At 74.6% G+C, this 26,544-nt stretch carries 20 protein-coding genes; 5 read left to right on the forward strand and 15 right to left on the reverse strand.

The genetic code is table 11. The features are described from left to right. The first annotated feature begins 18 nt into the window (after positions 1–18). Together AB0B76_RS53490 and AB0B76_RS53495 are read left to right on the forward strand one after the other, a co-directional pair. Positions 19–1,164, forward strand: coding sequence for a histidine kinase (locus tag AB0B76_RS53490; RefSeq protein WP_360392387.1), 1,146 nt, complete (start codon positions 19–21; stop codon positions 1,162–1,164). Then, on the forward strand, positions 1,155–1,802 hold the full coding sequence (locus AB0B76_RS53495) for a response regulator transcription factor (protein ID WP_360392390.1): 648 nt from the start codon (positions 1,155–1,157) through the stop codon (positions 1,800–1,802). Before AB0B76_RS53490 ends, AB0B76_RS53495 begins: the two co-directional genes overlap by 10 nt. Here AB0B76_RS53495 and AB0B76_RS53500 read toward each other — a convergent pair. From AB0B76_RS53500 to AB0B76_RS53520, 5 genes are all read right to left on the reverse strand, one after another. Then, positions 1,782–4,340 carry an FtsX-like permease family protein gene (locus AB0B76_RS53500; RefSeq protein WP_360392392.1) on the reverse strand — a complete coding sequence of 853 codons (2,559 nt, stop codon included), beginning with the start codon at positions 4,338–4,340 and terminating at the stop codon, positions 1,782–1,784. The genes AB0B76_RS53495 and AB0B76_RS53500 overlap by 21 nt on opposite strands. Further along, a complete protein-coding gene (locus AB0B76_RS53505; RefSeq protein ID WP_360392394.1) occupies positions 4,334–5,068 on the reverse strand; it encodes an ABC transporter ATP-binding protein in 735 nt (244 codons plus the stop codon). Before AB0B76_RS53505 ends, AB0B76_RS53500 begins: the two co-directional genes overlap by 7 nt. A 129-nt stretch (positions 5,069–5,197) precedes the next feature. Continuing rightward, positions 5,198–5,398: a hypothetical protein gene (locus AB0B76_RS53510; RefSeq protein WP_360392397.1), complete on the reverse strand. Its 201-nt coding sequence runs from the start codon at positions 5,396–5,398 to the stop codon at positions 5,198–5,200. A 73-nt stretch (positions 5,399–5,471) separates the two neighbouring features. Further along, positions 5,472–6,143 carry a response regulator transcription factor gene (locus AB0B76_RS53515; RefSeq protein WP_360392400.1) on the reverse strand — a complete coding sequence of 224 codons (672 nt, stop codon included), beginning with the start codon at positions 6,141–6,143 and terminating at the stop codon, positions 5,472–5,474. Next, entirely contained in the window at positions 6,140–7,996 is a 1,857-nt protein-coding gene (locus AB0B76_RS53520) for a histidine kinase (protein ID WP_360392402.1), read from the reverse strand. Before AB0B76_RS53520 ends, AB0B76_RS53515 begins: the two co-directional genes overlap by 4 nt. A gap of 191 nt (positions 7,997–8,187) precedes the next feature. On the opposite strand from AB0B76_RS53520, the gene AB0B76_RS53525 reads away from it, so the two are divergent. After that, a complete protein-coding gene (locus AB0B76_RS53525) occupies positions 8,188–10,662 on the forward strand; it encodes an MMPL family transporter (RefSeq protein WP_360392405.1) in 2,475 nt (824 codons plus the stop codon). A gap of 48 nt (positions 10,663–10,710) precedes the next feature. On the opposite strand, the gene AB0B76_RS53530 is transcribed toward AB0B76_RS53525, so the two are convergent. From AB0B76_RS53530 to AB0B76_RS53545, 4 genes are all read right to left on the reverse strand, one after another. Then, positions 10,711–11,559 (reverse strand): HAD family acid phosphatase, encoded by an 849-nt coding sequence (locus AB0B76_RS53530; protein WP_360392408.1) that lies wholly within the window; start codon positions 11,557–11,559, stop codon positions 10,711–10,713. A gap of 52 nt (positions 11,560–11,611) precedes the next feature. Further along, positions 11,612–12,067 (reverse strand): MarR family transcriptional regulator, encoded by a 456-nt coding sequence (locus AB0B76_RS53535; RefSeq protein ID WP_360392410.1) that lies wholly within the window; start codon positions 12,065–12,067, stop codon positions 11,612–11,614. Between the two features lie 22 nt (positions 12,068–12,089). Then, a complete protein-coding gene (locus AB0B76_RS53540) occupies positions 12,090–13,049 on the reverse strand; it encodes a hypothetical protein (RefSeq protein WP_360392413.1) in 960 nt (319 codons plus the stop codon). Between the two features lie 91 nt (positions 13,050–13,140). Next, positions 13,141–16,221 carry a BTAD domain-containing putative transcriptional regulator gene (locus AB0B76_RS53545; protein WP_360392415.1) on the reverse strand — a complete coding sequence of 1,027 codons (3,081 nt, stop codon included), beginning with the start codon at positions 16,219–16,221 and terminating at the stop codon, positions 13,141–13,143. A gap of 73 nt (positions 16,222–16,294) precedes the next feature. On the opposite strand from AB0B76_RS53545, the gene AB0B76_RS53550 reads away from it, so the two are divergent. Then, complete coding sequence (locus AB0B76_RS53550; RefSeq protein ID WP_360392418.1) at positions 16,295–18,937, forward strand: FAD-dependent monooxygenase; 2,643 nt, start codon at positions 16,295–16,297, stop codon at positions 18,935–18,937. Between the two features lie 120 nt (positions 18,938–19,057). Here AB0B76_RS53550 and AB0B76_RS53555 read toward each other — a convergent pair whose 3' ends face one another. Beyond that, positions 19,058–19,648 (reverse strand): TetR/AcrR family transcriptional regulator, encoded by a 591-nt coding sequence (locus AB0B76_RS53555; RefSeq protein WP_360392420.1) that lies wholly within the window; start codon positions 19,646–19,648, stop codon positions 19,058–19,060. 67 nt (positions 19,649–19,715) lie between these two features. Here AB0B76_RS53555 and AB0B76_RS53560 point away from each other — a divergent pair, with 67 nt between their 5' ends. Further along, a complete protein-coding gene (locus AB0B76_RS53560; protein ID WP_360392423.1) occupies positions 19,716–21,146 on the forward strand; it encodes a DHA2 family efflux MFS transporter permease subunit in 1,431 nt (476 codons plus the stop codon). Here the strand turns inward: AB0B76_RS53560 and AB0B76_RS53565 are convergent. The 5 genes from AB0B76_RS53565 to AB0B76_RS53585 form a co-directional block, all read right to left on the reverse strand. Continuing rightward, a complete protein-coding gene (locus AB0B76_RS53565) occupies positions 21,101–23,638 on the reverse strand; it encodes an MMPL family transporter (protein ID WP_360392426.1) in 2,538 nt (845 codons plus the stop codon). The genes AB0B76_RS53560 and AB0B76_RS53565 overlap by 46 nt on opposite strands. Before the next feature lie 17 nt (positions 23,639–23,655). Beyond that, positions 23,656–24,291, reverse strand: coding sequence for a TetR/AcrR family transcriptional regulator (locus AB0B76_RS53570; protein WP_360392428.1), 636 nt, complete (start codon positions 24,289–24,291; stop codon positions 23,656–23,658). Positions 24,292–24,340: 49 nt separating this feature from the next. Further along, on the reverse strand, positions 24,341–24,811 hold the full coding sequence (locus AB0B76_RS53575) for a hypothetical protein (protein ID WP_360392431.1): 471 nt from the start codon (positions 24,809–24,811) through the stop codon (positions 24,341–24,343). A gap of 59 nt (positions 24,812–24,870) precedes the next feature. Next, on the reverse strand, positions 24,871–25,107 hold the full coding sequence (locus AB0B76_RS53580) for a hypothetical protein (protein ID WP_360392433.1): 237 nt from the start codon (positions 25,105–25,107) through the stop codon (positions 24,871–24,873). 220 nt (positions 25,108–25,327) lie between these two features. Continuing rightward, the gene (locus AB0B76_RS53585) at positions 25,328–25,984 is read right to left on the reverse strand and encodes a hypothetical protein (protein WP_360392436.1); all 657 of its coding nucleotides are present in this window, start codon (positions 25,982–25,984) and stop codon (positions 25,328–25,330) included. Positions 25,985–26,544 lie beyond the last annotated feature (560 nt).

Consider the following 26,544-nt stretch of genomic DNA (forward strand, 5'->3'; position numbering starts at 1 on the left):
TCGGGCAGACTCGGAGCCGTGGCGGGTACGCAGCAGGCATGGCGCGGCGGGGTCTATCTGCTGGGCTCGCTGCTCTCCGGCGTCGCCACGGTGCTCGGGCTGCCGCTGCTGTGGCACCCGCGGCTCGCCCGGCTGTGGGCGCGACGGCACCGCGACCGTGCGGGCCGGCTGCTCGGCACGCCCCCGGCCCCGCCGGGAGTGCTCCCGGCCACCTCCCGCGCCCTGCTCTGGCTTCCGGTGCACGTGGTGTGCGGGCTCGCGTTCGGCCTGCCCGCGCTGCTGTGCGCGGGCAACATCGTGGTCGCCCTGATCGCGACCCCGCTGTGGTGGGCGTTCACGCCGCCGGAGCGGCCGCGGCTGTTCATCGACGTCGCGGTGCCCGGCTGGGCGACCGCGCTGACCCTCGGCCCGCTGCAGATCGTCCTGCTCGCCGCGGTCGCGTACCTGGCGTTCCCGCCGCTGGCCCGCGCGCACGCCCGGATCGGCCTGGCCGTGCTGGCGTACCCGGCGGACGAGCGGCTCGCCGAGCGCGTCGCCGAGCTGACCCGGACCCGCGCCGACGTGCTCGACGCGCACGGCGCGGAGCTGCGCCGGATCGAACGGGACCTGCACGACGGCACCCAGGCCCGCCTGGTCGCCATCGCGATGCGGCTGGCCGTGGCCCGGCAGGCGTTCGCCGAGCACCCGCGGGACGACAAGCTCGTGGAAGAGCTGCTCCGGGACGCTCATGAAGGTACCGAAGAAGCCATGACCGAACTGCGGGAGGTGATCCGGACCGTCTACCCGCCGATCCTCGCCGACCGGGGGCTCGCCGGGGCGCTGACCGCCGTGACCACCCGCTGCGGCGTGCCGGTCCGGCTGGATCTCGGCGACCTCGAGCGGGTGCCGGCGGCCGTGGAGGCCGTCGTGTACTTCGCGGTCGCCGAGGCGCTCACCAACGTCGCCAAGCACAGCGAGGCGACCGCGGCCGGGGTGCGGGTCGGCCGCACGGCGGACCGGCTGTCGGTCGTGGTCACCGACGACGGCAGCGGCGGCGCCGACGACCGGCGGGGCACCGGCCTGGCCGGGATCCGCCGCCGCGTGCTCGCCATCGACGGCACCGTCGCCGTCGACAGCCCGGCCGGCGGCCCGACGACCATCACGCTGGAGCTGCCGTGCGGGTAGTGATCGCCGAGGACAACGTGCTGCTGTCCACCGGGCTGGAGCTGCTGCTGGGCCGGGCCGGCTTCCAGATCGCGGCCGTCGCCGACGACGCCGACGGGTTCCTCGCCGCCGTGCGGGAGCACCGGCCCGACGTCACGATCGTCGACGTCCGGCTGCCGCCGTCGTTCCGTGACGAGGGCATCCGCGCCGCCCTGCAGGCCCGCCGGGAGCACCCTGGCCTGCCCGTACTGGTGCTGTCCCAGTACGTCGAGCAGCAGTACGCCGCCGAGCTGCTCGCCACCGCCGGCGGCGGCGTCGGCTACCTCCTCAAGGACCGGGTCAGCCGGGTCGACGGGTTCCTCGACGCGCTGCGCCGCGTCGCCGCCGGTGGCACCGCGATGGACCCCGAGGTCATCGCCCAGCTCGTGCTGCGCGCCGGCGACCCGATCGCCGCCCTCACGCCCCGCGAGCGCGAGGTCCTCGGCCTGATGGCGCAGGGCCTCGACAACAACGCCATCGCCGAGCGGCTGGTCATCAGCGACAACGCCGTGCACAAGCACATCGGCAACATCTTCGCCAAGCTCGGCCTGGCCGTGACCGACAGCGGCCACCGCCGCGTCCTCGCCGTCCTGGCCTACCTAAACGCCGCGGGCCGATGAGCGCAGGGCGTGCCGCGTGGCCATCCGGGTCGCGCCCCACGCCAGCGCGACGGTGACCGCCACGATCGCGGCGAGCCCGGCGAGGGAGATGCTCGGCACCGGCGACCCCGTCAGCCCGCGGCTGATGCCGGCCAGCGGCGCCGCCGTCGCCAGCAGGCCGAAGAGCAGCGCGGTGAAGACCACGATCCGGGCCTCGCCGTCCATCATCGCGCGCACCTGGCCCGGGCCGGCGCCGATGAGCCGCAGCGCCGCGAACTCGCGGACCCGCGCCGCCGTCGCCATGACCAGGGTGTTCACCACGGCGATGGCGATGTAGCCCAGCAGTACCGTCTGGAACAGCAGGTTGAGGGCCCAGTCGCCGGACCCGCCGGCCCCGGGCGCGGCGAGGAACGCCTCCGGGCCGCCCATCCAGACCGTCGGGTACCGCTCGACGGCGGCGCGCAGCGCCTGCGGGTCGGCCCCGGCCGCGGACCGGATCAGCACCGCGGCGTCGGCCCGGGCGGTGGTGTGGGCCACGACGAGGTCGTTGGGCAGGACGACGTCCCCGAAGCCGAGGCCGTGCTCGTAGATCGCCACCACCCGCGGCTGGATCGCGGTGCCGTCGCCGAGCCGCAGATCGACCGTCCCGCCGAGCCGCGCGCCGACCGTCCGGGCGGCGGTCCGGCTCAGCGCCACGGCTTCCCCCCGCAGCTGCGCGAGGTCGCCCCGGGTCACGCCGAGGTCCATGGTCTCGGCGAGCCGTTCGGGCGCCACCCCCTGCGCCGCGAAGGCCTTGGTCGCGGTGCTGTCCTCGGACGGGAACGTCAGCAGCACCTGCGTCCGGGCCACCGGCGTCACCACGGCCACCCCGGGCACGCCGCGCACGGCGTCGGCGACGGCCGGGGACACCCCGCCGCCGGCCGCCGCGGTCAGCACCTGGTCGGCCCGCAGCCCGTCCTCGAACTGCTGCCGCGCCCCCGCGATCGTGGTCGAGGCGGCGAACACCTGCACGGCCGCCAGGGTCACGCCCATGGCCAGCGGGGTGGTGGCCGCGCTGAGCCGGCGGGCGCCGGCCCGCGCGCTCGCCTGGGCCAGGAAGCCGCCGGCCGTGGAGCGCCGGTTCAGCAGCCCGCCGAACAGCGCGACGGCGCCCCGCAGCAGCACGGGTCCGAGGCACCCGAGCGCCACGACGAACAACAGCACCGCGCTGCCCGCGGTGTCGGCGGCCGAGTCGCCCGGCGCGGCCACGTCGCCGAGGGCCAGCAGCAGCCCGAGCGGGAGGAGCAGGACGCCGACGACCAGCCGGACCCGGCCGAGCCGCTTCGGCTCGACGGCGGCGTCCCCGAGCGCCTCGACCGGGCTGACCCGGGCCACCCGGCGCGCGACCAGCCACCCGGCGCCGCGGCCGCTGACCAGGCACAGCACCAGCGCGGCGAGGACGGGCCACGGCCCGGCGTGCAGCCGGAAATCCGGGGGCATCGCGCCCGCGAGGACGAACACGCCGCGCATCGCGAACGCGAGCAGCACGCCGGGGACCGCCCCGGCCACCGCGCCCGCCACCGAGACCAGGGTCATCTCGGCGCCGATCATGCCCCGGACCTGCCGCGGCGTCGCCCCGATGGCGCGCAGCAGCGCCAGTTCGCGCCGGCGCTGCTGTACCGACAGCGCCAGGGTGCTCGCCACGACGAACACCACGATCAGCACCATCGTGCCGCCGAACGACGCCGCCGTCTCGACCACCAGGCTCCGCGCGTCGCCCACGTCCAGGAACTCCGCGTCGCCGCGCCCCGCGCCGGTGTGGGCCACCACGCCCGGCACCGCGGCGGTGATGCGCCCGGCCAGCTCCCGCGGGTCGGCGCCGGGCTCGGCGAGCACCCCGATGGCGTCCACCCGGTCCGGGCGGCCGGTCAGCGCGGCCGCCTGCCCGTCGGTGAAGAAGACGGCGGACTGCCGCCGCAGCCCGTTGCCGGGCGCGGCGGCGATGCCCACCACGAGGTACGACACCGGGATCGAGCCGGTCACGAGCCGCACCGTGGCCCCGGGCGCCACGCGGCCGCGCGCGGCGAGAGCGGCGTCGAGGACGACCTCGCCGGCACCGGCGGGCACGCGGCCCTCACGCATCCGGAACGGCGCGAGCGCCGCCGCCGACCAGCCGTGCCCGAGCACCGGGAAGCCGCCCGGCCCGCCGACCACCGCGCCGTCCGGGCCGAGCACACCGACCTCGACGCCGACGTCGCCGACGGCGGACCGGACGCCGGGCACCGCGGCGACAGCGGCGACCCGGTCGGCGGCGAGCGTGACGCGCTCGCTGTAGCGGACCTCGGAGGACTCGTCCAGCCGGAACGACTGCTCCGCGCCGAGAACCACCGACGCCCCCGCGTACCGCTCGGGGGTCACACCGGTGCCGAGCCCGGACTCCAGCAGTACCCCGCAGGCGGTGATGACCGCCGAGCCGGCCACGATCGCGATGAAGGAGCCGGCGAACCCGCCCTTGCGCCCCTTGACGGTGCTCCAGGCCAGCGACAGGCGCCGGAGGCGGCGGAGGCGGCGGATCACCATTCGCCCAGGTGCGTCATGCGCGCCGCGACCTGCTCCGGGGTGGGCCGGTCCAGCTCGCCCGCGACCCGGCCGTCGGCGAGGAACACCACCGAGTCGGCGTACGACGCGGCGACCGGGTCGTGGGTGACCATCAGCACCGTCTGCCCCATGGCGTCCACGACCTGGCGCAGCAGCCCCAGCACCTGCCGGCCGGACCGCAGGTCCAGCGCCCCGGTCGGCTCGTCCGCGACCACGAGCTCCGGCCGGGTGATGAGCGCCCGGGCGACCGCGACCCGCTGCTGCTGGCCGCCGGAGAGCTCGCTGGGCCGCCGCTTGACGTACTCCCCGAGCCCGACCGCGGCGAGCACCTCGCCCAGGTACGCCCGGTCGGCGCGGCGGTCGCCCAGCCGCAGCGGCAGCGTGACGTTGTCCTCGACGTTCAGCGCGTCCAGTAGGTTGTACGCCTGGAACACGAACCCGATCCGGTCCCGCCGCAGCTCGGTCAGCTCGTGCTCCGACCGGCCCGACAGGTCCGTGTCCCCGAGCACCACCCGCCCCGACGTCGGCCGGTCGAGCCCGGCCGCGCAGTTCAGGAACGTGCTCTTGCCGGACCCGGACGGGCCCATGACGGCGGTGAAGGTGCCGCGCGGAAAGTCGGCGGTGACGGCGTCGAGCGCGCGGACCGCGTGCTTCGCCGACCGGTACTCCTTCGACACCGCTTCGAGGCGCACTGCGCTGGGTGATCTCACGTCGATTGATGCTAGGCACGGCGGGCGTCCGGCCCGATACCCCGGACCACCGCACTCGTGGTACAGCTAGCTGTACCTCACCTCGCTTGCCGGGAACCGTCTCGAAGGTGCCGCCGGGGCGTTCCACGGTCACCGCCTGCCGTAGCCGGACAGCTCCAGCGTCGCGTCGAGCCCGGTGGTGTCCGTCGGCGGACACGCCCAGCACGGTCCACGTGTACGTCGTCTCCATCGGGAACGGGCCTGCGCGGTCCGCATCACGAGGCGCTCGCCGGGCACCGGCTCGACGACCTCGTACGTGTAGGCGAGCCGCCGCCCGAGGAACCGCGCCACGAAGCCCACCGCCGAGCCGGCCCGCGGTCGATCACGGTCTCGGTGAGCAGGTCGACGGCCACGCCCGCCGAACCTACGCCTCGACCGTCACCAGGCCGGTCTGATAAGCGATCACGACGAGCTGGGCCCGGTCCCGCGCGCCGAGCTTGATCATGGCCCGGCTGACGTGCGTGCGCGCGGTCGCCGGGCTCAGGCTCAGGGCGTGGGCGATCTCGTGGTTGCTCAGGCCCTGACCGACCAGCGCCACGATCTCGCGCTCGCGCTGGGTCAGCACGGCGAGACGCTCCTCGGCCCGCCGATGGGCGCTGCGGACCGCCGTGAACTGCCCGATGAGCCGGCGCGTGATGCCCGGCGCGAGCAGCGCGTCGCCGTCGGCGATCACGCGGACGGCGTGCAGCAGCTCAACCGCGCCAGCATCCTTGAGCAGGAATCCGGCGGCCCCGGCGGTGAGCGCGTCGTACACGTTGGCATCGGTGTCGTACGTGGTCAGGATCAGCACCCGCACCGCCTCGAGCCCACGCGTGGCCGCAATCTGTCGCGTGGCCTCGATGCCGTCGACGCCGGGCATGCGGATGTCCATGAGCACCACCCGCGGCCGATGCGCCCGGGCGAGCTCGACCGCGGCGGCCCCGTCCCCGGCCTCACCAATGACACGCAGGTCGGGCTGAGCGTCGAGCAACATCCGAAATCCGGCCCGGACCAGCGCCTGGTCATCGACGATCAGTACGGTGACAGGCTCGCTCACGCCTCAACCACCGCAACAACAGGAGCCGGCGCCGCAGGCCGTCCGCCCCGCACCTCGAACCCGCCACACGGCCCCGGCGACCCGGGCAGCTCGGCGCGGGTCTCAATGCCGCCGTGCGGAGCGGGGTCGACCTCCACCTCCACCGCCGGCGGCACGGGCACCGCGGCCGGCACCTCAAACCCACCACGCCGCACCGCACGCACCTCCACCGCCGCCGGCACCTCGGCGCCCACCTCAAACCCACCACGCCGCACCGCACGCACCTCCACCGCCGCCGGCACCTCGGCGCCCACCTCAAACCCACCACGCCGCACCGCACGCACCACACGGACCTCCACCGCCGCCGCCGGCACCTCGCACTCACCACGCCGCACCGCACGCACCTCCCCCGCCGGCACAGGCACCTCGGCCGGCACCTCGCACTCACCGCGTCGCACCGCACGCACCTCCACCACTGGCACCTCGGCGTCCACCTCGGAGCCGACGTGACCCGCCTCACGCACCTCCACCGCCGCCGCCGCCGACTCACGCACCTCCGCCGCCGCCGCCGACTCAGGCACCTCCACCGCCGCCGCCGACTCAGGCACCTCGGCCTGCACCCCGGCGGCCGGCGGCACGGGAAGCTCGGCGTGCACCTCGAAGTCGCTGTGCGGGACGGGGAGTTCGGCCGGGATCTCGAAGTCGCCGTGCGGAGCGATCTCGGGCTCCACCGCCGACCGCACCGGCAGTTCGGCGTACACCTCGAAGCCGCCGTGGGCGACGGGGCCGGCCTCGACGCGGCCGCCGAGCAGTGCCGCCCGTTCGTGCATGCCCCGTACGCCGCGCCCGCCGGACGCGGCACCGGTCCGGCCGCGGCCGTCGTCGCTGACCGTGAGGCGCAGGCGCTCGTCGTCGTAGCGGACGCGGATCGTCACGCGGGCGGCCGGGGCGTGGCGGATCGCGTTGGTCAGCGACTCCTGCACGATCCGGTAGGCGGCGTGGTCGACCGGGCTAGGCAGCGACCGTACCCCGCCGCCGACGTCGACCACGACCCCCAGCCCGGCGTCACGGCCGAGGGCGGCGAGCCGCTCGAGCTCGCCGAGGCCGGGCGGCGGCGTGCGCGGCTCGTCGGCGCGCAGCACGCCGAGGGTGCTGCGCAGCTCGCGCAGGGCCTGGGCGCTGGTCTGCTCGATCGTGGCCAGCGTGCCCCGGACCTGCTCCGGGTGCGTGTCGAGCAGATGGGCGGTGACCCCGGCGTGGACGTTGATGACGGCCAGGGAGTGCGCGACGGTGTCGTGCACCTCGCGGGCGATGCGCAGCCGTTCGGCGTCGACCCGCTGGCGGGCTTCGGCCTCCCGGGTCTGCTCGGCCCGTTCGGCACGCGCGAGCGCCTCCTCCGCGATCAGCCGGCGGGAACGGACCGACTCGCCGAGCGCGGCGGCCATGACGATGCCGCCGATGCGGAAGAACACCCAGCCGGCCGCGTTGAGCGGCGACAGGTCGGCGGTGGCCAGCCACAGGATGGTCAGCACGCACGACGCGCCGCCGACGACCGCGACGGAGCGCCGGCCGTCGCCGAGGTTGGTGACCGTGTACGCGGCGATGAACAGGCTCACCCAGCCCGGCCCGTCGGGGTACCCGGCGAGGTAGTAGCCGGCGCTGGCCAGGGCCAGGGCGGCGAAGACCGCCCGTGGGTTGCGGCGGCGCACCGCGAGAGCGATGCCTGTGCCCGCCAGCAGCAGCAGGCAGGGAATGTCTGCGGGCTCGACGCCGACCAGCAGTGTGCCGCGAACCTGGAAGTACGCGACGAACAACGCGAGCAGCAGGTCCTGCAGCCAAGCGGGCGGTCGCAGCCGCATAGGGATGCCGACCATGCATCGATGGTAGCGATCGGCCGCCGCTCGCGAATCCGTCGCGGGCATGAGACGCATACGTCACGTGACGTATGCCGGCGCGGCCGCAACACCGTCCATTGCCGTACCCGCCGCCGATCCACGACCGACGACCAGCCCCGCAAATCGCGCAACGATCGAGGCCGGTCGACGATCCGGAAAGGAGCCCGAGGGTGCTGGCATGGTGGGGACGGACGGTGGTGCGGTTGCGGTGGTGGCTGCCGGCCGCCGCGGCGGTGCTCGCGATCGCCGGCGCGGGCTGGGGAACGGGGGTGTTCGGCGAGCTCAGCGGCGGCGGGTTCGACGCGCCGGGCAGCGAGTCGGCCCGCGCGGCGCAGGGCATCACCGCCGCGTTCGGCCGCACCGACGCCGACGTCGTCGTGCTCTACACCGCGACGTCCACTTTGGACGATCCGGCGGTGCGGGACCCGATCGCCGCCCGGCTCGCGGAGCTGCGGGCCCGCCCGGAGGTGGCCCGGGTCGTCGACTACTACAGCACCGGCGCGCCGGCGCTGATCTCGACCGACCGGCACGCCACCTACGCGGCGATCACCCTGGCCGCCGGCGCCGACGACGCCCGGCTGCGGGACTTCCGCGCGCTGCGCCCCGCCCTCGCGGTCGCCGGCGTGGACACGCAGATCGGCGGCGCCGTCGCACTGATGGACACCGCCGGCGCCCTGACCGAGCGCGACATCGCCCGCGGCGAGGCCCTGGCGATGCCGCTGGTCCTGCTGGTTCTCGTCCTCGTGTTCCGCGGGCTGGTCGCGGCGGCCATGCCGCTGCTCATCGGCGGGCTCGCGATCCTCACCGCACTGAGTACGACCCGGCTCATCGCCGCCGTCACCGACATCTCCACGTTCGCCGTCAACACCATCACCCTGCTCGGCCTCGGCATGGCCATCGACTACGCACTCCTGATCGTCAGCCGCTTCCGCGAGGAACTCGCCGCCGGCCACGACACCGCCGACGCCGTCGCCCGCACCATCGCCACCGCCGGCCGGGCCGTCCTCGTCTCCGGCGCGATCATCGTGCTCGCCCTGTCCAGCCTGCTGATCTTCCCGCAGGTCTTCCTCCGCTCCATGGGCCTCGGCGGCTCCGCGGCCGTGCTCGGGGCCGCGCTGGCCGCGCTGACCGTGCTCCCGGCCCTGCTCGCGCTGCTCGGCCCGCGCGTCAACGCGCTGCGCATCCCGCTGCCCCGCCGCCGCCGGAAGGGGACCGGGCCGCGCTGGGCACGGCTGGCCGCGCTGACCGTCCGCCGGGCCCGGCCCGCGCTACCCGGCCCGCACACCGACGCACCACACACCCCGCCGCCCGGCCGCCACGCCGACGCGCTACGCATCCCGCCCCGGCGCCGGAACAGGAGCGGGACGGGCTGGGCACGGCTGGCCGCGCTGACCGCCCGACCGGCCCGGTCCGCGCTACCCGGCCCGCACGCCAACGCGCCACACATCCCACCGCCCGACCCGGACACCGACGCACCACACATCCCACCGCCCGACCCGCACACCTACGCGCTGCGCATCGCGCTGCCCCGCCGGGACGGGACCGGGCAGGGCTGGGCGCGGCTGGCCGACGCCGTCATGCGCCGGCCCGTGCTCACGCTCATCGCGGTCGTGGCCCTGCTGGCGGTGCTGACGCTGCCTTTTGCCCATGTGCGGTTCGGTGGTGCCGACGAACGGGTGCTGCCCGCCGGCACGCCGGTGCGGACGGTCGCCGAGCGCATCCGCGCGCAGTTTCCGGCGGGCGCTCCGACCGGGCCGGTGCTCGTGTTCGTCGACGGGGCCTGGGCGGGTCAGGCCGCCGGACTCGCGGGGCGGGTCCGCGGCCTGGCCGGGGTCACCTCGGCCGAGATCACCGCGGAGCGCGACGGCGCCGCGCTGATCACCGTCAGCTACTCGGGCGAGCCGAGCGGCGCCGTCGCCTACGATACCGTCCGGGCGATCCGCGCGCTGCCCGCTCCCCCGGGCACCCGCCTGCTCGTCGGCGGCAGTCCGGCCGTGGATCTGGACCTCGTCCACGACCTGGGCTCGCGGCTGCCGTGGCTCGCCCTCATCATGATCGGGGTCACGGCGGTGTTGCTGTTCCTCGCCTTCGGGTCGGTGGTGCTGCCCGTCAAGGCGGTGCTCATGAATTTGGTGTCGATCGGGGCCTCGTTCGGCGTGGTCGTGTGGGTGTTCCAGGACGGGCACCTGGCCGGATGGCTCGGCTTCACCCCGACCGGCTTCCTCGAGCCGACCCTGCCGGTGCTCATCTTCGCGGTGCTGTTCGGGCTGGCCACCGACTACGAGGTGTTCCTGCTCGCCCGCGTCCGCGAGGCCTGGGACGACACCGGCGACAACCGGGCGGCCGTCGCCACCGGCATGCAGCACACCGGCCGGATCATCACCGCGGCCGCGCTGCTGCTCGTCCTCGTCGTCGCCGGCTTCACCGCCGGCCAGGTCATGTTCGCCAAGCTCATCGGCGTCGGCATGATCACCGCCGTGGTCCTCGACGCCGCGCTGGTGCGCACCCTGCTCGTGCCGGCCACGATGCGGCTGCTCGGCCGGTGGAACTGGTGGGCGCCCCGGGTCTTCCGCCGGGCGGGGCGACGCGCCGCCGGAGCCGCACGGGCAGCGTCCGGACGACGCGCCGCCGGAGCCGCACGATGAGCGTCCGGACGACGCTGCGAATCGCGCTCGGCCCCGGCGGCCGGCCGGTCAGGGCAGGAAGTAGTTCGGGTTGGGCAGCTTGAACGTGCGGTCGGCGTGGCCGCCTTCTAGGTCGCTGTACTGGTCGCCGAAGTTCGCGACGATGTCGTAGCCCAGCGACTCGATGTGCGCCCGCGTCGCGGACTTGTAGTGGATCGTCGTGCAGGAGCCGTTCGGGTCGGCGGCGCACGCGGTCTTGAGGTAGTCCGGGTAGTCGGCCACCGCGGGCTTGGTGAACAGGCCGTCCTCGCCGTCGCTGAGGGTGGTGGGCTTCGGGAAGCCGGCGTCGACACCCACGCCGTCGGCGGTCAGGTTGCCCAGTGTCGCGGTCTCCTGCGCGGCGCCGCGTCCGGTCAGGAAGATGATGGCGTACCCCTCACGCTCCGCCGCCAGCGCCAGGTCCACCATGCCGGGCACGGCCGGGAAACGCTGCTCGGTGACGAACTGCCCGTTCGTGGCCGGGTTGAAGGCCCAGTTGCTGAACACCTCGTAGTTCCACGTCAGCAGCGAGGTGTCGTCGACGTCGAGGACGATCGCCCTGGTACCGCGGACGCGGTGGTGCGCGGCGAGCCAGCGCTGCCCGTCCGCGGCGACGCCCCCGGCCTCCTTGGCGTAGTTGCTGTCCGCGGGCGAGACGCCGGTGCCGAGCGGGTCGCCGTAGTAGTTGCGGATCTGCTGCCGGAGCACGTCGATGTTGGCGATGTCCCGCTCGGAGCGGGGCGTGAACGTCTTGATCGCCGGCTGGGCGGTGGCGGCCGCGTAGGCGATGCCGCCGCCGGTCAGCGCGGCCACGAGCACGGCAACGAGTGTGACGACCATCCATCGCCGGGACGGCCGGTTCGGTGCAGAAGTGGACATGCGGTTAACGTAACGTGCCCGCACGGTGAACGAAAGATGAACGCGAGTTGGCTCAGAGCGTTCGGGCCTCGTCGAGGCGGACCCGTACCGTGCGCAGCAGCCCGATGAGGGTGTCGAGGCGCTCGTCGTCCAAGTCCGCCAGGCCCAGCGTGGCCTCGGGGTGCATGGCCTGCATGGCCTGGCCGATGAGCGCGCCCCCGTCCGCGGTGAGCCGGACGGTGCGGCGGCGGGCGTCGGCCGGGTCGAGGTGCACGCTCACCGCCCCGCGGTCGGCTAGCGTCTTGACCGTCTTGGACACCGCCGGCTGGTTCACCTCCATGGCGTCGGCGATCTCGCCGATCGTGCAGCCGTCCGGATGGCCGGTGAGGTGCAGCAGCAGGCTGGTGTGGGTCATGGTCAGGCCGAGGGGGCGCAGGGCCCGGTTGAGGCGCGTCGTCATGAGCTGGTGCACGATCGCGAGCTCGCGCACCATCGCCCCCTGCTGCTGCCCTCGTTGCGGCGCGGCCATGCGGCCCCCTCCTGCGTGACGGTTACCTGATGTTGAAGATGCCCACGACGTGCGGGGTGTCGACGATCGTGTGCGGCGCGACGGCGTGGTAGGCCCACACGTGGACCCAGGCGTTGCCGGTGCGCAGCGTCAGCACACTCTTCACCATGCCAGGCCCGGTGTACTGCAACAGCAGCAGCCCGATCGACACCGCCGCCCCGGCCGGGGACGTGAGCACCGTCCACGCCTCGAAGAAGTGCAGCAGCGCGTAGGTCAGCCCGCCCAGCACGACGGTGGCGGGAACGGAGCGGGTCAGCGCGCGGTACCGGGGCAGCAGGATCGAGTACACCAGCACCATCGTGGGCAGCACGGAGCCGAGCAGGTACAGCCCGAACGCCGCCGGCACGCCCTTGAGCAGCTGCGATGCGCTCAGGTGCAGGATGGCGTCGGACAGCCCGCCGATCTCGTTGAGCGACTCCAGCACCATGACCACGACGATGACGAGCAGGTCGTTGCGGCGGTTGGACGAGCGCAGGCTCAGCTGCTCGGCGGTGTACCGCTGCCGGAAGTACAGCCACGGCAGCAGGGCATAGACCACGAAGTTGTACCCGGCCCAGACGTACGCCTCGTAGGGCGTCACGTGCTGGTGGCCGTACAGGGTCCCGGCCAGGTGGAAGCTGATCGGGTGCTCGCCCGGCAGCCAGCCCAGCAGCGCCCCGACGACCTGCCCGGCGGCGGCGTACGCGAGCACCCCGGCCACCTCCCGCCCGGCCCGGCGCCGCTCGGGCGCCCGCGCGGCGAGGTCGACCGCGGCCCGTTTCCGGGTCAGCCACCAGATCACGCCGATGAGCAGCGCGACGACGACCAGGTTGGCGTCGGCCGAGGCCGCCATCTTCGCCGCGTCGGCGATCCCGGCCCGTGAGGCCAGCCCGAACACGGCCACGTTGGCCACGACAACGGCGCCGACGGTGATCCACAACGTCTTGGACCTGAACAGCGACATGAGGGGTCCGCTCCACTCCGGGGGTGAGAAGTATTCCGCGGAATACGTTAGGATCCGGGTGTGGTGCTGTCAAATATTCCGTGGAATGCGACTAGCCGGCCTCCAGCTCGCGGATGGCGCGGCCTACCTCGGCCACCGCCGCATCTGCGGTCAGGCCCCAGCCCGCGTCGTACGCGGCGGCGAAGCCCGGCGCCTCCCGCCCGCGGCGGGTGAGCGCGCGCACCGCCGGATCGGTGCGGTCGTGCGCGCCGCGCAGGCGCGAGGCGGCGCCGAGCAGGTAGGCCGACTCGCGCGGCCCGGCGAGCGCGGCCGCGCCGACGGCCACCACGGCCAGGATCGGCCGGTCCCCGCTGGCCAGGCCCGCCGCGTACGCCTCGGCCAGCGTCCGCGCGGCGCCGGCCCGGTCGCCCAGTTCGAGCAGCAGCGCGGCCCGGACGCTGCCGATCAGCGTCCGCACGTGGTCGCCGGAGAACGGGGTGTCGCCGGGCCGGCGCCGTTCGGCGTCCTCGAGCAGCTCCCGCGCGCGGTCCGGATCGCCCAGCTGGACCCGGAACCCGGCCTCGCGCACGTCGACCAGGACCAGCATCGGCTCCGAGGCCGCGCGCAGCACCTGCGCCCGGGTCGCCTCGATCAGCTCGACCGCGCGGTCCGTGTCGTCGCGCCGGAGGTACAGATCGATCCAGCGCAGGGCGCGGAACACTTCGTCGCCGAGGCTGAGCGAGCCGAACTCGGCGGCCAGGGAGCGGGCCTCGCGAAGGTCGGCCAGCGCCCCGTCGAGGTCGTCGTCGTACTGGCGCAGCAGCGAACGCAGGGGCAGCGCCGTGGCCCGGCCCCAGCGGTCGCCGGCCTGCTGGAACCGATCCAGGGCCGCCTCGACGTCGGCCCGCGCGGTGCCGAGCTCGCCGGCGTTCTCGGCGGTCTGGGCCCGGAACAGGTGGGCCAGGCCGGACAGCCACACGTCGTCGCCGGCCGCCAGCCGGTCGAGGGTCGCGAGCACGGCCGGCGGCTCCTGCAGCAGCGCGGCGAGCACGGCGAACGGGCCGGGCCGCGCCGGGTACGCCAGCAGCCGCCCGGCCAGGCCGTCCGGGGCCGGACCGGCGCCGTGCAGCGCCAGGATCGCCGCCGCGCAGTCGCGCTCGGCCGCGGTCCCGCCGGGCTCCGCCAGCGCCTCGCCCAGCCAGGCGACGGCCTCGGCGTCGCGGCCGAACATGTGCCAGTACCAGCTCAGGTCGAGGGCGAGCCGGAGCGCGCGGCGGTGGCGCAGGGCGGCCAGGGCGTTGTCGTACTCGGCGCGGATGGTCCGGATCGCGCCCGGCTGGCCGGGGCCGCGCAGCTGCGGGTCGACCCGGGCCAGCAGCGCGGCGAAGTAGCCGGCCGCGAGGTCGCGCACGGCGTCGAGGGCGCCCGCCTCGACCAGGCGCTCGATGCCGTACTCCCGCAGCGTCTCCAGCATGCGGTAGCGGCCGGGCTCCGGCGCCAGCTGCAGCAGGGAGCGGTCGACCAGGGCCGCGAGCAGCTCGGGAAGCTCGCCGGGCGGCACCGCCGTACCGGCGCAGACCGCCGCGGCCGAGGCCGACGTGACGCCGCCGGGCAGTACCGCGACGCGCTCGGCGACCGTGCGCTCGGCCTCGGTGAGCAGCTCCCAGCTCCAGGCGATGACCGCGCGCAGCGTGCGGTGCCGGGGCGCGGCCCGGCGGCCGGTGCCGAGCAGCCGGAACCGGTCGGAGAGCCCGTCGGCGAGCTCCGGCAGCGACAGCGTGCGCAGCCGGGCGGCGGCCAGCTCCATGGCCAGCGGCAGGCCGTCCAGCCCGCGGACCACCCGCCGGACGTCGGCCAGCGTGGTCTCGTCGACGTCGAAGCCGGGGCGCACGGCCGCGGCCCGCTCGGCGAACAGCCGCACCGACGCCGCCCGCCGGGCCGGCTCCAGGCCGTCGCCGGGGCCGGGCACCGCCAGCGGGCCGAGGGGCACCAGCGCCTCGCCGTCGACCGCGAGGGGTTCCCGGCTGGTGGCGAGCACCCGCAACCCCGCGAAACGCGGCAGCAGTACCGCGAGCAGCCCCGCCACGGCCTCGACGAGGTGCTCGCAGTTGTCGACCAGCAGCAGGATCTCCCGGCCGGCGAGCCGCTCGGTGAAGACGTCGGACCCGGCGGCGCCGCGCGGCCCGAGCGCGCCGAGCACGGCCGCGTCCACCTTGCCCGGCTCGGTGACGCCCGCGAGGTCCACCATCCAGGCGCCGTCGCGGTACCGGCGGCGCCGGGCCGCCTCCACCGCGAGCCGGGTCTTGCCGGCGCCGCCGGGGCCGACCACCGTGACGAGGCGGCCCGCGGCCAGCAGCGCGTCGAGGCGGGCAAGGTCGTCGTCGCGGCCGATGAAGCTGGTGACCGGCGCGGGCAGATTTCCCATGACTGCCGGCGCCGGTCCCCCGGCGTGCAGGAGGCGCAGATGACGCTCGCGCAGCGCCGCCCCCGGATCGGCCCCGAGCTCGTCGGCGAGCGCGGCGCGGACCCGCTCGTACACGCCCAGCGCCTCGGCCTCGCGCCCCTCGGCCGCGAGCGCGTCCATGAGCAGCCCCGCCGCCCGCTCGTCGCCGGGGTGCCCGGCGAGCAGGGTGGTGAGCCGGTCGGCGGCCGCGGCGGCCCGCCCCAGGGCCAGCTCGGCGGCGGCGAGGTCGGCGACCGCCTCGACCGAGGCCAGCCGCAGCCGGACCGCGATGCCCGGCGCGACCGCGGCGACGACCGCGGGCCCGGCGCCGGGCCGGTCGCCCCACAGCGCCAGCGCGGAGCCGAGCGCGGCGGCCGCGGCGGCCGGGTCGCCGGCGCGCAGGCGGTCCCGGCCGGCCGTGGCCAGCTCCTCGAACCGCAGCGCGTCCACGTCGGCCGGGTCGACGTCGAGCCGGTAGCCGCCCGCGACGGACGCGACGCTGCCGGCCGGGCCGAGGGTCCGGCGCAGCCGCGACGCCAGGGCCTGCAGCGCGTGCGCGGCGTCGTCCGGCGGGGTCTCGGGCCAGATCGCGTCGACGAGGGTGCCCGGCTCGACGGCCCGACCGCCCGCGAGCGCCAGCCGGACGAGCAGGCCGCGCAGCCGCGATCCGGCCACGGTCAGGGCGGCGTCGCCGCGGGACACCCGGAGGTCGCCGAGCAGCGTGACACGAAGCCGGCCACCCCCCTGCATGATCCGATCTTCGCACCCGGCGTGTGAGCGCCGTGTGCGCCCCGTGTGAGGGGCCCGCGCCAGGCTCGTTCCCATGTATGACGTTGCGATCGCGGGCGCCGGCCCGGTCGGCCTGTTCCTCGCCTGCGAGCTCGGGCTCGCCGGCCGCTCGGTACTGGTGCTGGAGCGGGACCCGCAGCCCCGCTCCCCGTGGAAGTCCGACCCGCTCGGCCTGCGGGGCCTGTCCGCCGCCTCCGCCGGGGCGTTCGACCGCCGGGGCCTGCTGGACGCGCTGCTGAGCGCGGACCACACGGCGCCCTCGCGGGGCGCGGGCCACTTCGCCGGCATGATGCTCGACCCGGCCGCCGTCGACGTGACCGCGCTGCCCTTCCGGCTCCCCGGCCCGGCGCTCGACGGCGTGCTGACGAACCTGGAGGCGGTCGAGTCGGTGCTGGCCGCGCGCGCGACCGGGCTCGGTGTGCACATCCGCCGCGGCGCCGAGGTCGAGGCGGTCGAGCCGCACGAGGACCGGGTGGTGCTGCGGGCCGGCGGGCACGGGTACGAGGCGCGCTGGCTCGTCGGCTGCGACGGCGGCCGCAGCACGGTCCGCGGCCTCGCGGGGTTCGAGTTCGCCGGCACCGGGCCGCAGTTCACCGGGTACGTCATGCTCGCCACGCTCGCCGATCCGGAAAGCCTGCGCCCCGGGTTCAACCTGACCCCGGCGGGCATGTACCTGCGCACGCCCGCGGAGGGCTACGTCGGCCTGCTCGACTTCGACGGCGGCGCGTTCGACCGCTCGCAGCGGCCGACGCTCGAGCACCTCCAGGCGGTGCTGCGGCGCGTCTCCGGCACAAGTGTGACGCTGCGCGACGTGCGGCTCGTGTCGACCTTCACGGACCGGGCGATGCAGGCCACCGCGTACCGGCGCGGGCGCGTCCTGCTCGCCGGCGACGCCGCGCACATCCACTCCCCGCTCGGGGCGCAGGGCCTCAACCTGGGTCTCGGCGACGCCCTGAACCTGGGCTGGAAGCTGGCGGCGACGGTACGCGGCGACGCGCCCGACGGCCTGCTCGACACGTACACCCGGGAGCGGCACCCGGTCGGCGCCTGGGCGCTCGACTGGACCCGCGCCCAGGCGGCCGTCATGCGCCCGGACCCGGCGGCCCAGGCGATCCAGGGGGTGGTCCGCGACCTGCTCGGGACCCGCGACGGCACGACGTACGTGTTCCAGAAGGTCTCCGGCTCGTCGATCCGCTACGACCTCGGGGATGCGGAGCCACTCACCGGCCGCGACGCACCGGACTTCCGCCTCGGCGACGGCACCCGCCTCGGCGACCTGCTGCGCGACGGGCGCGGCGTCCTGCTCGACTTCACCCGCGACGGCCGCCTGCACGATCCGGCAACACCATGGGAGCACCGGATCCGGTACGTCCACGGGCCTGCCGAGCACGACCTCGGCTACGGGGCCGCGCTCGTCCGGCCCGACGGCGTCGTCGCCTGGGCCGATGGCCACGCCCCCGACCGGGCGGCGTTCGAGCGGGCCGCCGGCGACTGGTTCGGACGCCCCCGCCGCGACCCGGGCCGGAGCACCTGGATCAGCTCCTGGGGCACGGCCCAGGAGCTGGCGCAGGCGGCCGAGCCCGGCGGCGGCCCGCAGCTGCCGGACGACGAGGCGGAGACCACAAGCAGGCCCACGAGGCTCGGCGCCCAGACCGTGCGGATGGTGGCCCGGGCGACGGCGGGCGGCACCGCGGCGAGGGTGGCCCTGTCCAACGCCTTCAACCGCCCGCCGGTGCGCATCGGCGCCGCGCGGCTCGACGGGCACCCCCTGACCTTCGGCGGGCGCGACACGGTCGTGGTACCGACGGGCGCCCTCATCCACAGCGACCCGGTCGAGCTCGAGGTGCCCGCGGGGGCCGACCTCACCGTGTCGCTGTACCTCCCCGACGACGACGTCACGCCCACGACGCACGCGGTCGGGCTGCGCACCGCCTGGCTCGCGCCGGGCGACCAGACCGCGGCGCCGGCCCTGCGCGACGCCACCGAGTTCCGCTCCTACCTGTGGCTCGCCGGCCTCGACGTGCTGGCGGCGCCCGCGGCCGCCACCGTCGTCGCGTTCGGCGACTCCCTCGTCGACGGGCTGGAGACGACGCCCGATGCGGATGCCGCGTGGCCGTCCGTACTCGCGCGCCGGCTGGCCGCGCGGGCGGACCTTCCGCCGCGCGCGGTCATCAACATGGGCATCGCCGGCAACCGGGTCCTGCGCGAGACCGACGGCCTCGGCGCGGGAGCGCTGGCGCGCTTCGACCGCGACGTGCTGGGCCGCCCGGGCGTGCGCTGGGTGGTGCTGTCCGAGGGGCTCAACGACCTGTTCTTCGGCTTCGTGCCGGGCGCGCCGGACCACGAGCGGGCCACGGCCGGGGACATCATCGCCGGCTACCGCCAGCTGATCGGCCGTGCACGGCCGCACGGCGTGCGGGTCGTCGGCTGCACGCTGCCGCCCATCGGCGGCGCACCCTTCCACACCGAGGAGCTCGAGCGCATGCGCCAGGACGTGAACCGCTGGATCCGGGGCGGCGGCGAGTTCGACGCGGTGGTCGACCTGGACGCGGCCACCCGCGACCCGGCCGCACCGGAACGGGTGCGCGCCGGGCTCCTGTCCGCCGACGGCGTCCACCCGAACGACGCGGGCCACGAGGTGATCGCCGCGGCGTTCGACCCGGAGCTGTTCAGGTAGCCCCTGCCGTCAACGGTGACGGTGTTCACGTCGCGGCGCCGGGGCGGCGCGCCGGCTCGGGCGGGCGGGGCGGCCGGATACGGCTGGGGCCCCGGACGTCGGGTGAACGGGCAGGTTCGTCTACGAGCTGCGCTGATCCACGAGGGGGAGCCACACGTCGTCGATGATCTCGACGATCGTCTCCTCGGGGACCGGGCGCAGGGTCATGAACATCTCGTGGCGGAAGAGGTCGAAGGGGAGATTGATCACCCGGGAGGAGCGCGGCGCCGCCGGTAGCTCGCCGCGCTCCACGGCCCGGGCGACAAGCCGCTCGAAGGGCGTGGCCAGGCCGGGCGGGCGCAGCACGTCGCGCAGCTCGCTGAAGCTGGTGCCCGTCTCGCGGAAGTACTCCAGCAGCATCACGCTCATCGTCGTGATCATGTGCGAGCGGGCGGCGTCGGCGTTGCGCAGCAGGCCGATCGCGTCCTCGCGCAGGTGGCCGGTGTCCGGCACCGCGATCGGCTGCGCCATCCAGTTCCGGCGCAGCGTCGCCTGCAGCAGGTCGTGGCGCTGGGGCCACCGCCGGTACAGCACCGGGCGGCTCGTGCCCGCGCGCGCGGCGACCGCCTCGTAGGTGAAGCCGCCGTAGCCGTGCTCGGTCAGCACCTCCCAGCCGGCGGCGAGGATCGCGTCCTCGAGCTCGGCCCCGCGGCGGCGGCTCGTTAGATGCACTTGCGTATCTTACCACGGCGTCGTACCGTCGATTAGGTACACACGCGTATCTTAGGTGGGGAACTCCATGACCGACCGAACCGCTATGCGCACCGCCGTCGCCGTCCTCGTGGGCGCCGTCGCGGTCATCCTCGACTCCACGATCGTCAGCGTCGCCCTGCACCAGCTCGGCACCGACCTCGACGCCGGCGTGGGCACGGTGCAGTGGGTCAGCACCGCGTACCTGCTCGCGCTCGGCGTCGTCATCCCGATCGTCGGCTGGCTGCAGAGCCTCATCGGCGCCAAGCGGCTGTGGATGGCCGCGCTGACCGTGTTCCTGCTCGGCTCGGTGCTGTGCTCGTTCGCGGGGGACGTATACAGCCTCATCGCGTTCCGCGTGGTGCAGGGCATCGGCGGCGGCGTGATGATGCCGCTGCTGACCACGATGGTCATGCAGGCCGCCCAGGGCCCGGACCGCGCCCGGCTGATGTCGACCGTGGCGCTGCCGGCCGCGGTCGGCCCGATTCTCGGGCCGGTGATCGGCGGGCTGATCCTCGGCGCCGGCGACTGGCGCTGGCTGTTCCTGGTGAACGTGCCGCTCTGCCTGGCCGGGCTGCTGCTGGCCTGGCGGATGATCCCGGCCGACGGGCCGGGGCGGCGCGTCCGCCTCGACGTCGTGGGCCTGGTCCTGCTGTCGCCCTCACTGGTCGCGCTGCTGTGGGGCCTTTCGAACGTGACCCGCCCGGGCGGCTTCGGCCGCGCCGACGTCTTCGCGCCGATCGCCGTGGGTTCGGTACTGCTGGTGGCCTTCGTTCTCTGGGCCCTTCGCCGCCGGGGCGCCGCGCTCGTCGACCTCGAGGTGCTGCGCTCCCGCCCGACCTGGGCCGCGTCCGCGCTGATGTTCCTCTCCGGCGCGTCGCTCTACGGCGCGATGCTGCTGTTGCCGCTGTACTGGCAGGAACTGCGCGGCTACGAGGCCCTCGGCGCCGGCCTGCTGCTGATCCCGCAGGGCGTCGGGTCGCTGCTGAGCCGGCCCGCGGCGGCGCGGCTGCTCGACCGGGTCAGCGCCCGCGCGGTCGCGATCGTCGGGTTCGTGCTGGTCGGGGCGGGCACCGTGCCGTTCGCGTTCGCGGGCGCCCACACGGCGACCTGGCCGCTGCTGGTGACGCTGTTCGTGCGGGGCCTCGGCATGGGCATGGTGATGATCCCGCTGATGACCGCGGCGTTCGTGGGCCTGGAGCGCGAGCAGGTGCCGCACGCCAGCACCGTCACGCGCATCGCCCAGCAGGTGGGCGGCTCGGTCGGGGTGGCCCTGCTCGCCGTCATCCTGGCCACCTCGGCGACCCGGACGGGCTCGCTCGCGTCCGCGTTCGGCATCGCCTTCTGGTGGACCGTCGGCTTCACCGCCGTCGCGCTGGTGCTCTCGCTGCTCCTGCCCGGCCGGGCCGATGCCGGCCGGGCGGAAGCAGACCGTCAGGCCGAGCCGGTCGCGACCCCGGCGGGCGCCGCCTCCTCGTGACCGTGGACGGGGTGCGTGCGCTCGAGCTTCGCTCCCTCGACGTCGACGTCGGGCAGGATCCGGTCGAGCCACTTCGGCAGCCACCACGCCGACTTCCCGAGCAGGTGCATCGCGGCCGGGATGAGCAGCATGCGCACGATGAAGGCATCAGCGAGTACACCGAAGGAAAGCCCGAAGCCGATCGGCCGGATGGTCGCCGACTCCGAGAAGATGAAGCCCGCGAACACCGAGATCATGATGATCGCCGCCGCCGTGACCACGGCCCGGCCGGCGTGCAGGCCCCGGCGCACCGCGAGCCGCGCCGGGGCGCCGTGCACGAATGCCTCGCGCATGCCCGACACCAGGAACAGCTGGTAGTCCATGGCCAGGCCGAACAGGATGCCGATCTCGATGGTCGGCAGGAAGCTCAGCACCGGCGCGGGGTCGTGCACGCCGAAGACCGAGCTGAGCCAGCCCCACTGGTAGATCGCGGTGAGCCCGCCGAACGCGGCCAGCAGGGAGAGCACGAAGCCCGCGGTCGCGGTCAGCGGCACGAGGATCGAGCGGAACACGAAGATCAGGATGATGAGCGACAGGCCGACGACGAGCGCCAGGTAGATCGGCAGGACGTCGGCCAGTTTCTGCGACACGTCGATGTTGCCGCTGGCGTTGCCGGCCACGCCCAGCTCCACCCGGCCCGCGTCGACCGTCAGCGGCGAGATGTCGCGCAGGTCGCGCACGAGCTGCGCGGTCGACTCGGTGGACGGGCCGTCCGTGGGGATCACCTGGAACGCCGCGACGGTCGCGTCGTCGGAGGCGCCGATCGGCGCGACCGCGACCACGCCCGGCACCGCGGCGAGCTTGGCGCCGATCGCGGCCTCGGCGGCGGTGAGGCCGGTGCCGGTGAGCTTGCCCGGCAGGTGCGCGACCACGAGCAGCGGGCCGTTCACCCCCGCGCCGAACTTCCGCTCGACCGTCTTGTAGGCCTTGTACTGCTGGGAGTCCTGCGCCTCCGACGAGCCCACCGGAAGTCCGAGCCGCATCGACATCGCCGGGATCGCGATGACGCCGAGCACGAGCACGCCCGCGACGAGCGTGAGCACGGACCGGCCCGTGGACATCGGCGCCTGCGGCACCGCGGGCAGGGCCTCGGCGGTACCGGCGCGGCCCCGCTCCTTGCGGCTCAGGATCCGCATGCCCACGAGGGACAGCAGCGCCGGCGTGAGCGTGATCGCGACGAGCACGGCGACGGCGACGCAGACGGCGCCGACGGTACCCATGAGGCCCAGGAACGGAATGCCGGTGACGTTGAGTGCGAGCAGCGCGACGAGCACGGTCGAGCCGGCGAAGACGACGGCGTTGCCCGAGGTCCCGTTGGCCAGCCCGATCGACTCGCCCATCGGCACGCCCTGCTTGAGCTGCCGGCGGTGGCGGTTGAGGATGAACAGCGCGTAGTCGATGCCCACGGCCAGGCCGAGCATCACGCCGAGCACAGGCGTCACCGAGATCATGGTGACGACGTCGGAGAACGACAGCGCGGCGAGCACGCCGACGCCGACGCCGAGCAGCGCCCCGAGCAGCGGCAGCGTGGCGCCGAGCAGCGTGCCCAGCATCACGAACAGCGCGATCGCGGCGATGACGACGCCGATGACCTCGCCGGGGCCGAGCACCTTGGGCACGGTCTGCGCGATGTCGTTGGAGACATTGACCTCGACGCCGTCGATATGCGCCGCGGCGGCCTTCTGGACGATGTCGTCCTTGACCTGCGGCGGTACGGCGTACGTCGGGGTGGTGAACTGCACGACGCCCACGGCCGCGGCGCCGTCCTTGGACACCGTGCGCAGCTCCTTGGCCAGGTCGAGCAGCTGGGCGCCGACCTCGAGCTGCTCGGCCTGCTCGGTGAGCTTGGCGCGGTTGTCGTCGATCGTCTTCTGGCCGGCCTGCAGCTCCTGCTTCTTGGCGTCGAGCTGCTGTTGCCGGCCGTTGAGCTGGGCCAGGGTGGCCGCCGAGCCCGCGGCCTGGGCCTTGGCCGCGTCGAGCTGCTGCTGCGCGCCCCCGACCTGCTGCTTGCCGGCGTCGAGCTGCGCCTGGGCCCCGTCGAGCTGCTGCTTGCCCTGCGTCAGCTGGGTCCGCCCGTCGGTGATCTTCTGCTGCTGGGCGTCGCGCTCGGCGGCCGTCTGGAACGGGTCCGTGGTCCCCTTCACGCCCGGCTCGGTGCCGAGGTCCTTGAGCAGCGCGGCGATCGCGGCCTTCTGCTGGTCGGTGAAGGCCGAGCCGGAGGTGGTGGAGAACACGACGGTACCGCTGCCACCGCTCGCCTTCGGGAACTTCGCCGCGAGCTCGTCGGCCACCTTGCTCGTGGGCGTGCCGGGGATGGTGATCGCGCCGGACAGCGAGCCGTGGAACATGGCGTAGGAGCCGCCGGCGATGCCGATCACCACGATCCAGGTGGCGATCACGAGCCAGTGGCGGCGGGCGCTGAAACGCCCGAGCCGGTACAGCAGTTCGGCCATTGCCGCGGTACTTCCTTTCAGTCGGGCAGGTACCCGTTGCGAATGTTGTCGAGCAGCCGGGTGAGCAGGTTGTCCCACACGGCACGGGCCGCGTCGTCGAGCGAGGGGCCGGTCAGCGCGATCCAGCGGCCGGCGATCACGGAGATGCCGCTCATCAGCGAGTGCACGAGCAGCTCGACGTCGAGCGGATGCGCGCCGGTGTACCGCCGCGTGACCTCGGCCGCGAGCGCCCCGCCGGTGCGCCGGAACGCGGTGTGCGTGATCATCGGCGAGCGCGGGTCGTCCTCGCCGGGCACGCCGAGGATCGCGGTGACGGCGACGATGGCCGCGGCGAGGTCGGCCGCGCGCAGGGTCCGGGCCAGCTCGTCGAACATCGAGGCCCGGCTGCCGTCCCCGACAGGGGCGGCCGCGACCTGGGCGAGGAAGTCGGCGATGACGACGGAGAGCACCTCGGTACCGAGCGTGAGCAGCACGTCGTCGAGCGAGGCAAAATGGTTGAAGACGGTCCGCCGCGCGACGTCGGCCCGCCCGGCGAGCTCGTCCACGGAGAACTGCGCCCCGCCGCGCTCGTCGATCAGCCCGCGTGCCGCGGCGAGAATCGCCGCGCGGTGGCGCGCCTTGAGCGCCTCGCGCCGCCCCCCGTGATCACTCACGGTGCCTTACACTAAGTGCAACGATGCACCGGGTGCAACTCGGGGGGGCCTAGATCGACTCATCCAGATGCGCGTCCCAGACCGCGGCCGCCTCGGGGTGGGAGTCGACCCCGGCCCGGAACGCCGCCCCGAGCCCGGCCCGCTCGATGCCGTCGAGCTTGAAGAACTTCGGCCGGTGGACGACGAACCCGGCGAGGCTCGCCACCGGCCGGTACGGCACGGCGACCGTCAGCGCCGCCGCGTCGTCCCCGTACTCGACGCCTTCAACGATGAGCGCGTCGAACTTCCCGGCGTCGAGGTCGACGTAGCCGTCCGCGAGCAGCACCGCCCGCTGCGCGCCCTGCTCGTTGGCGGCGAAGGCGTCCCGGCCGGGGTTGCCGACGAAGACGGTCATGCCGCGGCCGCGCTCGGCGTGCTCGTAGCCGAGCATCGGAAACAGCACCTCCCCGTCGTCGAGGTTCCGGAGGTTCCGGACCTGATGCGCGGCGAAGTACCCGGCGAGCCGGACGAGCTCATGCATGCCCGCGAGCATGCCACGCGCAGCAATGTCGGCGACCACGAGCCGGGCCGTGACGGCGCTCAGCCCCGCCGAGCCGCCGGGGCGACGTTGAGCTGACCGCCGTCGTCGGGATCACCCGCAATGACGTAGGCGCCGGGGTGTTTCGCCTGCGAGTTCTCCGGCCCGAGGTCGACCTCCAGGGCCGCGCCCCGGCCCGCGAAGCCCGGCTCCCCGTCCTGGTGCAGGCCGCGGGCGGCTGCCGGTGCCAGTGCTACGGCCAGCAGCGCGCCGCCGGCCAGCCACGTCTTCTTCGTCATGCCCTGACGGCGTTCCAAGCCGTTCCACCCAGCCGCTCAGCCCGACGGGCCCCGGCGTCGGTCGGCGCCGGCGCGGCCGGGCCGGCCTTCGGGCCGATCTCAGATCCGCCCGCGCCACGGCGAGGTAAACATCACCATCACCTGGGCGCCATATGCCACAACGTCCATCCCACGACGTAAAGCCCCCGGCGGCGAGCACAGCCAGCATGCCGGACGGAGGTCAGCCGAGCGGGTAGCCGATCGTCGCGGCCTGCCGGTTGACGGCCTCCGGGTCGGCCGCGGGGTTGAGCCGGCGCACGAGCGACTCGGACAGCGGGGTGAGGGCCCAGATCTCCGCCGCCGCCGCGGGGTCGACGGTCGTGCCGTAGAAGTCGGCCGCGAAGGCGAGGTAGGCGCCGGGACCCGCATCGGCGACGATGGCGAGCCGCTGCGAGCCGTCGACGTCGTCGTCGCCCTCCTCGGGGAACTCGATGTCGCCGGCCCGCCAGGCGTCTCCGGTGTGCCACAGGCAGTAGGTGGCGGAAAAGACGTCCTCGTACTGGAAGGCCGGCTCCTGCAACACGTCGGCGAAGGCGTCCGGAACGTCGTCGACGAGGCCGGGCCAGACCTCGTCGTCATTGGCGCTCGGGCTCATGGGCGACTCGTGGCTGAATCCGCGGACGAACGCCGCATCGCCGCGGAACAGGATCGAGTAGTCGTCGCCCTGTTCGTCGTTCATGGTGGCCAGATCGGTGCCCGGCCGCCATCCGCGCTTGAAGTGGTAGCGGCGCGAGCTGTGCCCCGCCGAGACGATCGCGTCGAGCATCGCCAGCGCGCGGGACCGGTCACGCAGCACCTGGAGGCCGGGCAGCCGGGCCGCCATCTCGTACACCGTCATGCGCGCCATTGGATCACGTCGTCACGGCGCCCGGAGGATTCAAGATCCGATTGCGTGCCGAACCGCCCGCAGGAACCCCCGTCGCCCTCGACGGACCGCCAATGTACACAGTGGACTGCGGACATTGTGGCGCGCACCAACGCCTGGGCGAACGGTAGATGGAAGGCCCGCTCCGTGTGGGCCAACTCACAGACCGTAGGCCCATGACGGATGAGCTGCCGATCTTCTCGTAAGGGCCGAGCAGATGTCCACCTTGGACGGTAAGCGATCATTCACACTGGACGATTTCGGGCCACGGCGTTGATCGTTGCGGCTCTATTATTTGCGCGATTTCCGCGGCCTGGAACGGGGCTGGGCCGCGGGGCGTACTCCGGGTCCCCGTCGGCCGCACACCCAGGAGATCGCCGAATGCCAACCCATCACCGCCGCGCACGCACGCGGCTCGCCGCGGCCTTCGCCGCCGCCCTGGCGTTACCCGCGGGCGCGCTCGCCCTCGCGACACCCGCCCACGCGACACCCGCCGGACCGCCGCCCGGCTCCGAGGCCGCCGCCACCGCGCA

The organism is Dactylosporangium sp. NPDC049140 (assembly GCF_040648435.1).

What these genes read in the sequence shown, in the direction of transcription:
- AB0B76_RS53535 (WP_360392410.1), bottom strand. Translation starts at nt 12,067, where the DNA reads ATGGCCGCGCCGCAACGAGGGCAGCAGCAGGGGGCGATGGTGCGCGAG.
- AB0B76_RS53550 (WP_360392418.1), top strand. Translation starts at nt 16,295, where the DNA reads ATGTATGACGTTGCGATCGCGGGCGCCGGCCCGGTCGGCCTGTTCCTC.
- AB0B76_RS53560 (WP_360392423.1), top strand. Translation starts at nt 19,716, where the DNA reads ATGACCGACCGAACCGCTATGCGCACCGCCGTCGCCGTCCTCGTGGGC.
- AB0B76_RS53585 (WP_360392436.1), bottom strand. Translation starts at nt 25,984, where the DNA reads ATGACGGTGTACGAGATGGCGGCCCGGCTGCCCGGCCTCCAGGTGCTG.
- AB0B76_RS53580 (WP_360392433.1), bottom strand. Translation starts at nt 25,107, where the DNA reads ATGACGAAGAAGACGTGGCTGGCCGGCGGCGCGCTGCTGGCCGTAGCA.
- AB0B76_RS53500 (WP_360392392.1), bottom strand. Translation starts at nt 4,340, where the DNA reads ATGGTGATCCGCCGCCTCCGCCGCCTCCGGCGCCTGTCGCTGGCCTGG.
- AB0B76_RS53520 (WP_360392402.1), bottom strand. Translation starts at nt 7,996, where the DNA reads ATGGTCGGCATCCCTATGCGGCTGCGACCGCCCGCTTGGCTGCAGGAC.
- AB0B76_RS53565 (WP_360392426.1), bottom strand. Translation starts at nt 23,638, where the DNA reads ATGGCCGAACTGCTGTACCGGCTCGGGCGTTTCAGCGCCCGCCGCCAC.
- AB0B76_RS53540 (WP_360392413.1), bottom strand. Translation starts at nt 13,049, where the DNA reads ATGTCGCTGTTCAGGTCCAAGACGTTGTGGATCACCGTCGGCGCCGTT.
- AB0B76_RS53545 (WP_360392415.1), bottom strand. Translation starts at nt 16,221, where the DNA reads ATGCAGGGGGGTGGCCGGCTTCGTGTCACGCTGCTCGGCGACCTCCGG.
- AB0B76_RS53575 (WP_360392431.1), bottom strand. Translation starts at nt 24,811, where the DNA reads ATGCATGAGCTCGTCCGGCTCGCCGGGTACTTCGCCGCGCATCAGGTC.
- AB0B76_RS53530 (WP_360392408.1), bottom strand. Translation starts at nt 11,559, where the DNA reads ATGTCCACTTCTGCACCGAACCGGCCGTCCCGGCGATGGATGGTCGTC.